9 protein-coding genes are annotated in these 10,778 nt (G+C 74.9%); 4 read left to right on the forward strand and 5 right to left on the reverse strand.

Annotated elements, in window-relative coordinates; translation table 11 throughout:
- Positions 1–34 precede the first annotated feature (34 nt).
- From purE to B5Y66_RS01340, 4 genes are read right to left on the reverse strand one after another with little or no spacing between them, the layout of a single operon-like run.
- Positions 35–574, reverse strand: coding sequence for a 5-(carboxyamino)imidazole ribonucleotide mutase (purE, locus tag B5Y66_RS01325; protein WP_079569968.1), 540 nt, complete (start codon positions 572–574; stop codon positions 35–37).
- A 9-nt stretch (positions 575–583) separates the two neighbouring features.
- The gene (locus B5Y66_RS01330; RefSeq protein WP_079569971.1) at positions 584–1,792 is read right to left on the reverse strand and encodes a 5-(carboxyamino)imidazole ribonucleotide synthase; all 1,209 of its coding nucleotides are present in this window, start codon (positions 1,790–1,792) and stop codon (positions 584–586) included.
- Between the two features lie 31 nt (positions 1,793–1,823).
- A complete protein-coding gene (locus B5Y66_RS01335; protein ID WP_079569977.1) occupies positions 1,824–3,167 on the reverse strand; it encodes an ATP-binding protein in 1,344 nt (447 codons plus the stop codon).
- 24 nt (positions 3,168–3,191) lie between these two features.
- Positions 3,192–3,875, reverse strand: coding sequence for a response regulator transcription factor (locus B5Y66_RS01340; RefSeq protein WP_079569979.1), 684 nt, complete (start codon positions 3,873–3,875; stop codon positions 3,192–3,194).
- A gap of 220 nt (positions 3,876–4,095) precedes the next feature.
- On the opposite strand from B5Y66_RS01340, the gene B5Y66_RS01345 reads away from it, so the two are divergent.
- Positions 4,096–5,487, forward strand: a complete 1,392-nt coding sequence (locus tag B5Y66_RS01345; RefSeq protein WP_079569982.1) for a sensor histidine kinase — start codon at positions 4,096–4,098, stop codon at positions 5,485–5,487.
- On the forward strand, positions 5,484–6,194 hold the full coding sequence (locus B5Y66_RS01350; protein ID WP_079569984.1) for a response regulator: 711 nt from the start codon (positions 5,484–5,486) through the stop codon (positions 6,192–6,194). Before B5Y66_RS01345 ends, B5Y66_RS01350 begins: the two co-directional genes overlap by 4 nt.
- Positions 6,195–6,247: 53 nt before the next feature.
- On the opposite strand, the gene B5Y66_RS01355 is transcribed toward B5Y66_RS01350, so the two are convergent.
- A complete protein-coding gene (locus B5Y66_RS01355) occupies positions 6,248–6,826 on the reverse strand; it encodes an endonuclease domain-containing protein (protein ID WP_245806847.1) in 579 nt (192 codons plus the stop codon).
- Positions 6,827–7,344: 518 nt separating this feature from the next.
- On the opposite strand from B5Y66_RS01355, the gene B5Y66_RS01360 reads away from it, so the two are divergent.
- Both B5Y66_RS01360 and B5Y66_RS01365 read left to right on the forward strand, forming a co-directional pair.
- Positions 7,345–8,139 carry an ABC transporter ATP-binding protein gene (locus B5Y66_RS01360; protein WP_079569987.1) on the forward strand — a complete coding sequence of 265 codons (795 nt, stop codon included), beginning with the start codon at positions 7,345–7,347 and terminating at the stop codon, positions 8,137–8,139.
- 20 nt (positions 8,140–8,159) lie between these two features.
- Positions 8,160–10,772: an ABC transporter permease gene (locus tag B5Y66_RS01365; protein ID WP_245806848.1), complete on the forward strand. Its 2,613-nt coding sequence runs from the start codon at positions 8,160–8,162 to the stop codon at positions 10,770–10,772.
- Positions 10,773–10,778 lie beyond the last annotated feature (6 nt).

Here is a 10,778-nt window from a genome sequence, read left to right on the forward strand (position 1 = left end):
CGAACGCGTCGAGGCGGATCCCGACGCACCGCCGTCAGGCGGAGAAGCCGGTGCGGCGCGAGCCCTCGCGGGCGGCGCGCAGCTTCTCCCCCTTCGCGCGGGCGACGTCCCCGAGCTCGGCCTGGAAGGCGACGATCCGCTCGCGCAGGGCGAGCGACTCGGCGTCCGTGCCCGCGGCGAGGATGCGCGCGGCGAGCAGGCCCGCGTTCCGCGCCCCCCCGATCGACACGGTCGCGACGGGCACGCCCGCGGGCATCTGCACGATCGACAGCAGCGAGTCCATGCCGTCCAGGTACCGCAGCGGCACGGGTACCCCGATGACCGGCAGCGGCGTGACGGCCGCGAGCATGCCGGGAAGGTGCGCCGCGCCGCCCGCGCCCGCGATGATCGCGCGCAGCCCGCGCTCCGACGCGGACCGGCCGTAGTCGATCATCTCGGTGGGCATGCGGTGCGCGGAGACGACGTCGACCTCGACCTCGACGCCGAGCTCGGCCAGCGCGTCCGCGGCGGCCTCCATGACGGGCCAGTCCGAGTCCGACCCCATGACGATCCCGACGACGGGCTGCGTGCTCATGCGTGCTCCTTAGTTCTCGCCGCGCAGCAGCGCGGCGGCGTCGAGGGCGCGGCGCCGGACCTCGTCGAGGTCGGTGCCGCTGACGTTGACGTGCCCGAGCTTGCGCCCGGGGCGGATGCTCTTGCCGTACAGGTTGACGCGGGCCTCGGGGAACCGTGCGAGCACCTCGGGCAGGGCGTCGGTGAGGGCGTCGAGGCTCGAGCCGAGCACGTTCGCCATGACCGTCCACGGCGCGCGGGCGGCGGTCTCACCAAGGGGCAGGTCGAGCACCGCGCGCAGGTGCTGCTCGAACTGGCTCGTCACCGCGCCGTCGATGGTCCAGTGCCCCGAGTTGTGGGGACGCATCGCGAGCTCGTTGACCCACACCTCGGCGGCGCCCTCGGCCCCGCGCGTCTCGAACAGCTCGACAGCGAGGACTCCGGTGACGTCGAGCCCTTCGGCGACCGCGACGGCGATCCGCCGCGCCTCGGCGTCCACCGCCGGGTCGAGGCCGGGCGCCGGCGCCACGACCTCCGCGCACACGCCGTCACGCTGCACGGACTCGACCACCGGCCACGTGCGCACCTCGCCCGACGGCCGGCGGGCGACCAGCGCCGCGAGCTCGCGCACGAACGGCACCTTCCGCTCGACCAGCAGCGCCGGGGCGCCGTCGGCGGCCGCCGCCAACCAGTCCGCGACGTCGTCCGGGGACGACACGACACGCACGCCCTTGCCGTCGTACCCGCCGCGCGAGGTCTTCACGACGGCCTCGTGGCCCGGCTCCTCGGCGAGGAACGCCGTGAGCGCGTCACGTGCGGCCGCGGGCTCCGTCGGGAGCGCGGCCCAGCGCGGGCACGGCAGGCCCAGCTCGGAGAGCCGCCGCCGCATGACGATCTTGTCCTGCGCCTGGACCAGCGCGTCGGGGCCGGGGCGCACGGGGGTGCCGTGGTCGATGAGGTCCTGCAGCAGCGCGTTCGGCACGTGCTCGTGCTCGAACGTGAGCACGGCCGCCGGGGCGCGCCCGTCGTCGGGGGCGATGAGGGCGCGGATCGCCGCGTCGTCGCTCGCCACACCGACCGGGGCGTCGGTGACCACCTGGGCCGCCGACGACGCCGGGTCCTCGACCAGGACGCGCAGGCCCACCCCCAGCTCGGCGGCAGCGGGGGCCATCATGCGAGCGAGCTGCCCCCCTCCCACGACGGCGACGACAGGGGCGGATGCTGAGGTGGGTCCGGTCACGGGGATCGAGGATACCGGGACGACCGCACGGTCAGTCCCCGTGGTGGTGCAGCCAGCCGCGCCGGCGGCCCCGCGAGGAGATCGTCGTGCCCGGCGGCAGCACGAGGTGCGGGTCGAGGGTGCGCGGGACGCCCGCCAGGAAGAGCGCGAAGACCGGGGGCCTGCGCTGCGCCAGCTCGAGCCGGCCGCCGTCGGCCGCCGCCAGGTCGCGCGCCAGCGCGAGGCCGAGGCCGGTGCTGCCGCCCGTCGTCGTCCCGCGCTCGAAGATCCGGGTCGCGACGTCGTCGGCCACCCCCGGACCCTCGTCCGAGACCTCGACGGCGACGGCGCCCGTCGTGCCCGACGGGCGGGACCGCACCGTCGTGGTGCCGTCCCCGTACTTGAGCGAGTTCTCCAGCAGCGTCGCGATGATCTGCGCCAGGGCGCCCGGCGTCGCGAGCACCTGCATCCCGTCGGGGACCTCGATGACGAGCGGGCGCCCGGCCCGCTCGAACGTCGGCGCCCACTCCTCCTCCTGCTGGTGCACGACGTCGGCCAGGACCACCGCCTCCGTCGTGCCGCCCTGGGACCGGCGCGACGCGGTGAGCAGGTCGTCGACCACGCTGACCAGCCGCTCCACCTGTTCGAGCGAGATGCGGGCCTCCTCCACGACCTCCGGATCGTCGGACGCGAGCGTGATCTCCTCGAGTCGCATCGTGAGCGCCGTCAGCGGGGTGCGCAGCTGGTGCGACGCGTCCTGGGTGAACTGCCGCTCGGCCGCCAGCCGCCCGGCGAGGCGGTCGGCGGAGCGGGCCAGCTCGGCGGCGACGAGGTCGATCTCCTCGACCCCCGAGGGCTCCAGGCGCGGGCGCACCTGCCCCGACCCGAGCTGCTCCGCGGACGCCGCGAGGTAGACCAGGGGCGCGGACAGCCGGTTCGCCTGCCAGACGGCCACCGCGATGCCTGCCGCGATCGCGACGATGCCCGCGATGATGACCAGCACCACGGTCTGGGCGGACTTCACGTACGCGCTGATGGCCGACACCGTCATCGACACGCCCACGTTCTGGTCCGTGAGCTTGGCCTTGTCGATCGTCGGCGGGGAGACGGGCTCCCCGGCCGTGAGCTGGGTGCCGTCCGGCAGGGTCACGACGACGTACGCGGGCAGGTCACCGTCGCTGCCCTCAGCGGCGCGCTCGACCGTCGCGTCGCTGACGACGTCGCCCCGCTCGAGGGCGTTGTCGATGCTCCGCGCGAGGGTGTCGACGCGGTACGTGATCCGCTGCTCCTCGCCCGCGAGCACGTACCGCGCCCCGAAGATGCCCAGCGGCACGCCGAGCAGCAGGACGGCGACGGCGACCGCGGAGATGGTCGCCAGCAGGACGCGGCGACGCACGAGGTCAGCCCTTGCCCGCCGGCGTCAGCTCGCGCCGAGCTCGAAGCGGAACCCGAGCCCTCGCACGGTCGAGACGTAGCGCGGGGCGTTGGCGTCGTCGCCGAGCTTGCGGCGCAGCCACGACACGTGCATGTCGAGCGTCTTGGTGGACCCCACCGGGTCCGAGCCCCAGACGTCGCGCATCAGCGTGTCGCGCACCACGACCGACCCGGCGTTCGCGACCAGCACCTTGAGCAGGTCGAACTCCTTGGTGGTGAGGTGCAGCTCGCGGTCGCCCTGGAAGGCGCGGTGCGCGGACACGTCGACCCGCACGTCCTGCGCGCGCAGCTCCTCGTCCTCGCCCGTCTCGCCGTGCGTGCGACGCAGCAGCGCCCGGACCCGGGCGAGCAGCTCCGCGAGGCGGAACGGCTTGGTCACGTAGTCGTCGGCGCCGGCGTCGAGGCCGACGACCAGGTCCACCTCGTCGGCGCGGGCCGTGAGCACCAGCACCGGGACGGTCAGCCCGGAGCCGCGGATCTCCCGCGCCACGTCCAGGCCGTCCATGTCCGGCAGGCCCAGGTCGAGGACGACGATGTCCGCGTTCCCGGCGTTGTCAACGGCTCCTTGACCAGTTCCTTGCACGATGACGTCGTAACCCTCACGCGTGAGAGCCCGCGCCAAAGGCTCGGCAATAGCCGGGTCGTCCTCGGCCAGCAGTACGTGGGTCATTCCCTCATGCTAGCGGCAACGTCGCTGGTCCTGGACCCCTCCCCACGCCGGGTCGGTGCCGGTCGGGTGTGACATGGAGATGACGCGCCGGCACGACGTCGTCCGCGACGGCGGGAGCCCCGCGCGGCGCGGGCGGTCCCCCTGCGGGACGACAGGGCTGCGTCGACCGTCCGCCCGCGGACGGACGCGTCGCGCACGAGGCCCACCTACCCTGGCGGTCATGAGCTGGATCGAGAGGATGGGGCGCTGGTTCGAGGCCCACCGCTTCGCCGTCGACCTGACGACGACGTTGCTGCTCGCCGGGCTCATGCTCGCGTCGGCCACCGACCTGTACGCGTCCGACCCCGACCTCTCCCGCACCGCGTCCATCTCGTGGACCGTCGCCCTGCTGGTGCCGCTCCCGTGGCGTCGCACCCGGCCCGTCCCCTCCGCGGTGGCCGTCTTCGCCGTCGCGCTCGCCCACATGCTCGTCGGCTACCCGATGATCATGCCGGGTGACCTGCTCGTGCTCGTCGCGCTCTTCTCGGTGACGGTCTACGGCCCGACGTGGGCGCACGTCACCGCGATCTGCGCCACGGCCGTGGGGAGCGTCATCGTGCTGCCCGTAGCCGTCGCCGTCTCCACCCTGGGCGGGCTCCGCGCCGCCGGGATCGCCGAGATGCTCCCGATCGGGATCTTCTGCCTGGTGACCGCGCTCGCCGTGTGGGCGTTCGCGCTCGCGCGACGCTCGCGTCGGGTCACGATGGACGCCCTGCGCGACCGCGCGCACCGGCTCGAGATCGAGCGCGACCAGCAGGCGCGGATCAGCGCCGCCGCCGAGCGCGCCCGCATCGCCCGCGAGATGCACGACATCGTGGCCCACTCCCTGTCCATCGTCGTGGCCCAGGCCGACGGCGGCCGGTACGCCGCGGCGTCCGACCCCCCGGCCGCGGTGCGCGCGCTCGGCACCATCAGCGAGACCGGCCGCACCGCCCTCACCGACATGCGCCGCCTCCTCGGCGTGCTGCGCTCGCAGGACGACGAGGAGGCCGCGCGCGACGACGCCCCGGGCGGCGCGACGACGCCCACCGGGGGCGGGACCGCCGGCGCACGGCCGCCGGCGCCCCCGACGCGCGAGGAGCCGCGCGCGGCCCGCCCGGCTCCGCAGCCGGGCGTCGGGGACATCGAGGACCTCGTCGTCCAGGCGCGCGACGGCGGGCAGCGGGTGTCGCTGGTCCGCGTCGGCGAGCCGCGCGCCCTGCCCGCCGGCATGGGGCTCACCCTGTACCGCGTGTGCCAGGAGTCGCTCACCAACGTGCGCAAGCACGCCGGCCCCGACCCCGCGGTCACCGTCTCGGTGCGGTGGACGTCGTCGACCGTCGAGCTCGAGGTGCTCGACGACGGCCGCGGCGCCGCCGCCACCGAGCACGACCCCGGCTTCGGGCTGCGCGGGATGCGCGAGCGGGCCAATCTGTACGGCGGCACGCTCGAGACCGGCCCCCGCCGCGGCGGCGGGTTCCGCGTGCACCTCGAGCTGCCGCTGCCCGGCGTGCCCGTGGTCGCCGCTCCCCCGACCACCAGCTCGACCACCAGCTCGGCCACCAGCTCGGCCACCAGCCAGGAGGACGCATGACCCCGCCCGCCGACGATGTCGCGCCGCCCGCACCCGGGAGCGGCGCCGTGCGCGTCGCGCTGGTCGACGACCAGCAGCTCGTGCGCGCGGGCTTCCGCATGGTCATCGACTCGCAGCCCGACCTGAAGGTCACGATCGAGGCCGGCGACGGCGCCCAGGCGCTGCGGCTGCTCGCCGACCACCGCGTCGACGTCGTGCTCATGGACGTGCGGATGCCGCACCTCGACGGGCTCACGGCGACAGCCCGCCTCACCGCCGCGCCCGACGCGCCGCGGGTCATCGTGCTCACCACGTTCGACCTCGACGAGTACGTGCTCGAGGCCATCCGCAGCGGCGCGTCGGGGTTCCTGCTCAAGGACGCCCCGCCGGAGGAGATGCTCGCCGCCATCCGCACGGTGCACGCCGGGGACGCCGTCATCGCGCCGTCGTCCACCCGCCGCCTGCTGGAGCACCTGGTCACCGCCCTGCCTACCGACCAGGCGGCGCCTCAGCACGACGCCCTGGCCGCCCTCACCGACCGCGAGCGCGAGGTGCTCGTGCTCATGGCGCGCGGCCGGTCCAACACGGAGATCGCGGCCGACCTGTTCGTCGCCGAGGCCACGGTGAAGACCCACGTCGGGCGCATCCTCGCGAAGCTCGACGCTCGCGACCGCGTGCAGGCCGTCGTCACGGCCTACGAGGCCGGCCTGGTCCGCCCCGGCGCCTGACCCCCGACCTGTCAGATCCAGGTCGGGGTATACACCCGAGTGGCTCTGACAATTCACCAGCCGAGGTGGCGGCGCACGACGGCGAGCACTCGCTCCGGCTCGTAGCGCGCGGCCATGGCGGGCAGGCGGACCCGCACCGTGGCGGCGTCCGCGCCGATCTCCGCGTCGCGCAGGAGGTCGTCGTACCAGCGCTCGCGCTCCAGGTGGCCGACGCCGTCGATCTCGACGACGAACGCCCGCCCGCCCGGCAGCCGCCACTCCACGTCGAGGAAGCGTCGTCGGCCGCGGGCGTCCGTGCGGACCGCCTGGCGCGAGGGCTCCGGCAGCCCGCCGTCGCGGCACAGGCGCGCGAAGTCGATCTCCGCCAGCGAGTCCGCACGGCCGACGACGTCCGCGAGCGCCAGCCGCATGACCTTGCGGTGCCGCACCTTCCCCACGGAGTCGAGCATCGTGAAGAGGTCGTCGGTCGTGGCGAGGGCCTGCTGCACGACGGCGGCCATCAGGCCCGACGCGGTGCGCCACGAGCGCTGCCACGCCGCAGCGTCGACGGCGGCCCGGGCGATGCCGTGGACGGGCAGGCCGCCGGCGTCCACCACGTCCTCCTCGCGCAGCCGGCGTGACTCGTGCACCACGAGCCACGGGTGCCGGTCCGGTCGTGCCCCGCGCGGGCCGACCAGGTGGATCGGATCTCTGTGCCAGCCCTGCAGCCCTTGGAGCTCCAGCGACGTCCAGGCGCTCGACGTGGTCCGGCGTCGTGGCCAGACGACCGACCTGACCGCGGGTGACGACGCCCTGCTGCCGGTGGGCGAGCTCGCGGAGCCCGGGGACGTCGCGGTAGAGGCGAGCGGAACCTGTCATGCGCCCACGGTGGCGGCGTCGCTGTGGGCGGACACCGTCCCGGTCGTCATCTGGGGACGGCCGTGTCCTGGGGGCAGCGTCGCCGCGCGAGTTGTCAGCGAGGGTGCAGGTCAGGGGCGGATCAGGGTGCCGGTCAGGGTCGACGTCATACCGGGGGATGACCCGGGAGCCCCGCAGGACCAGCCCCCGGGCCGATGTCCACGGCGCCGCCGCTCCGTAGCGTCGCCGGTGTCCTGGTCCGAGGGCTCCTGACGGCTCGCGGACCACCACCCCGAGACACCGGAGAGCTTCCGTGGACACCACCGTGTACGTCCCGATCCCCGACGAGGGCACCGCCGCCCGACCGACCGTCACCCCCGCGGTGCGGGCCCGCGCCCTGACCAAGACGTACGGCCGCGGCGAGGCGCAGGTGCGCGCCCTGGACGGGGTCGACGTCGACTTCACGGCCGGCCGCTTCACCGCGATCATGGGCCCGTCGGGCTCCGGCAAGTCCACGCTCATGCACCTGCTCGCCGGCCTGGACTCGGCCACGAGCGGGCAGTCGTTCATCGGCTCCACCGAGGTGACCGGCTTGAACGACAAGGCCCTCACCGCGCTGCGCCGCACCCGCGTGGGCTTCGTGTTCCAGCAGTTCAACCTGCTGCCGATGTTCACGGCGGAGCAGAACATCACCCTGCCCGTGGAGCTCGCCGGGGGCACGGTCGACAAGCAGTGGCTCGGCACCCTCGTCGACACCCTCGGCCTCGGCAAGCGGCTCACCCACCGCCCGAGCGAGCTGTCCGGCGGTCAGCAGCAGCGCGTCGCCATCGCGCGCGCGCTCATCGCCCAGCCGGACGTCGTCTTCGCGGACGAGCCCACCGGCAACCTCGACTCCCGCTCGGGCGCCGAGGTGCTGAGCTTCCTGCGCCGCTCGGTGCGCGAGCTCGGCCGCACGATCATCATGGTCACGCACGACCCGGCGGCCGCCGCGTACGCCGACCGCGTCATCCTCATCGCCGACGGCAAGATCGCCGGCGACATCACCGACCCGACGCCGGAGTCCGCCCTGGCCGGCCTCGACGCGCTGCGGACGGTGGCCGCGCGATGATCCGCCTCACCCTGTCGCAGATGCGACGCAGCGTCGGCCGGCTCGCCGCCGCCGGCCTCGCGATCGTCATCGGCACCGCGTTCGTCGCAATCACCCTGCTCGCGGGCAACGTCATCACCCGCACCACCTACGACTCGATCGCCGCCCAGTTCACGGGCGCCGACCTCGTCGTCCGCGGCGTCCCCGCCGACGACACCGCCCTCGACGCCGTGCGGGACACCGACGGCGTGGCCACGGCCGACCCGCAGCTCATGTCCTACCAGCAGCTCGAGGCCGGCGGCCGCACCATCTTCCAGGGCGTGCTGGCCGAGCCCACCGACACGAGCGTGCTGCCGCTCGAGGTCGCCGACGGCAACCTCCCCGAGGCCTCGGGCGAGATCGCGCTGCCGGTCGACGTGGCCGAGCGGCTCGACACCACGACGGGCGACACCGTCACCCTCGTGCGCAACGTCCTCGAGGGCGACCAGGAGTCCGACGAGGACGCGTGGACCGAGGTCCGCGAGCAGCTGACCGTCTCCGGCACGCTCACCGACCCGTACGGCGCGTACTCGATGCAGGGCGGCGCGGCCGTCGCCCCCGCGGCGGACGTCACGGCCTGGGACGACGACCTGCGCGCCCCCGGCGAGGAGCCCGTCGAGCCGACCACCGTGCTCGTCACGCTCGACGACGGCACCGACGTCGAGACGGCCCGCACGGCCATCACCGGCGCGCTCACCAGCGCAGCCGCGGGCTCGGGCACCGACACCTCGGGCCTCAAGGTCGTGACGCCCTCCGAGCACGCGGAGACGGTCGCCACCGAGATGACCGGCGGCGACAACGTCATCTTCACGACGTTCGTGCTGGTCTTCGCCGCCGTCGCGCTGCTGGTCGCCGCGCTCGTCATCGCGAACACCTTCCAGGTGCTGGTCGCCCAGCGCACCCGCACCCTCGCGCTGCTGCGCTGCGTCGGGGCGGACAAGGGGCAGCTGCGCCGATCCGTGCTGTTCGAGGCGGCCGTGCTCGGCCTCGTCTCGTCGGTGGTCGGCCTCGCGGCCGGCGTCGGCCTGGGACAGGCGGCGCTCACGATCGGCCGCGGCATGGACCTCGGTGTCCCGCTGCCGGCGACGGTCGACATCACCCCGGCCGTGATCCTCATCCCCCTCGTGGTGGGCACGCTCGTGACCCTCGTCGCCGCGCTCTCCCCCGCCCGGGCCGCGACCCGCGTCGCCCCGCTCGAGGCGCTCCGCCCCGCCGACGCGCCGTCGGGGGCCCGCGGCGCCGGGCGCGTGCGTCTGGTCCTGTCGACCCTCGTCGCGGTCGTCGGCTTCGCCCTGCTGGGCGGCGGCGTCGCCGTCAGCACCGTGGGCGGCGAGCCGAGCCTCGGCCTCATGGTCGGCGTCGCGGGCGGGGTGCTGTCCTTCCTCGGCGTGCTCGTGGGCGCGGTGTTCTGGCTGCCCCGCGTGGTGGCGCTCGCCGGGCGTCTGGTCGGCATGTCCGGCCCGACGGCGCGGCTCGCGGCCGCGAACACGCTGCGCAACCCGCGCCGCACCGCGGCGACGTCCACGGCGCTGCTCATCGGCGTGACCCTCGTGGGCATGATGTCGACGGGTGCCGCCAGCGCCCGCGTGACGATGGACGCCGAGCTCGACTCCCGCTACCCGGTGGACGTCACCGTCTCGACCGACCTGTCGAGCGACCCGGTGAGCGTCGCCGCGGGCGACGCCGCCGTGCCGGCGGTGCCCGGCACCCTGGCCGGGACGGTGCGCGACGTCGCCGGCGTCGCCACGGTGGTCGAGTCGCCGGCCACAGCCGCCCAGGTCGCCGGGGACGGCGTCGACGACGGGCTCGCCATGACGGTCCGCGCCGTCGATCCCGCGGACGCCGGGTCGGTGCTGCGCAGCACCGAGATGGTCGCCCCGCTCGCGGCAGGCACGGCCGTCGTGCCGGAGGAGCTCTCCGAGGTGTGGAACATCAGCGACGGGCAGACGCTCACGCTCACCGGCCCGGACGGGTCGCTCGAGGTCACGGCCGCGGTCACCGACCTCGCGGACAGCGGCCTCCTCGTGGTGCCGGACGACCTGGCCTCCCTGGACGCCGACGCCCCGGTGACCAGCCTGTGGGTGGGTCTCGACGACCCGGGCGACGCCGCGAGCGTCGTGCCCACGATCCAGGACGCGGTGGCCGACACCGAGGCGCCGGCCGACGTCATGGGCGCGGCGGTCGAGCGCGCCGGCTTCCAGCAGGTGATCGACACCGCGCTGGGGATCGTCGTGGGGCTGCTCGCGGCGGCCGTCGTGATCGCGCTGATCGGCGTGGCGAACACGCTGTCCCTGTCGGTCATCGAGCGGCGTCGGGAGTCCGCGACCCTGCGGGCGATCGGGCTGTCGAAGGGCCAGCTGCGCGGCATGCTCGCGGTCGAGGGCCTGCTCATCGCGCTCGTGGGCGCCGCGCTCGGCGTGCTGCTCGGCCTGGTGTACGGCTGGGCCGGCGCCGCGGCGGCGCTCGGCTGGGCGGGCACGCCCGTCATCGTGGTCCCGTGGCGCGACGTGCTGCTGATGCTCGTCGTGGCTGCCGTGGCCGGGCTCGTGGCGTCCGTCGCCCCGGCCCGCACCGCGGTGAAGACCTCGCCGGTGGAGGCCCTCGCCAGCGAGTAGCGGGAG

The organism is Krasilnikoviella flava (assembly GCF_900167525.1).
In the GTDB taxonomy this organism is placed as follows: domain Bacteria; phylum Actinomycetota; class Actinomycetes; order Actinomycetales; family Cellulomonadaceae; genus Isoptericola; species Isoptericola flavus.

Coding starts and splice junctions, on each gene's coding strand:
- purE (WP_079569968.1), bottom strand. CDS start 574: ATGAGCACGCAGCCCGTCGTCGGGATCGTCATGGGGTCGGACTCGGAC.
- B5Y66_RS01340 (WP_079569979.1), bottom strand. CDS start 3,875: ATGACCCACGTACTGCTGGCCGAGGACGACCCGGCTATTGCCGAGCCT.
- B5Y66_RS01345 (WP_079569982.1), top strand. CDS start 4,096: ATGAGCTGGATCGAGAGGATGGGGCGCTGGTTCGAGGCCCACCGCTTC.
- B5Y66_RS01350 (WP_079569984.1), top strand. CDS start 5,484: ATGACCCCGCCCGCCGACGATGTCGCGCCGCCCGCACCCGGGAGCGGC.
- B5Y66_RS01365 (WP_245806848.1), top strand. CDS start 8,160: ATGCGACGCAGCGTCGGCCGGCTCGCCGCCGCCGGCCTCGCGATCGTC.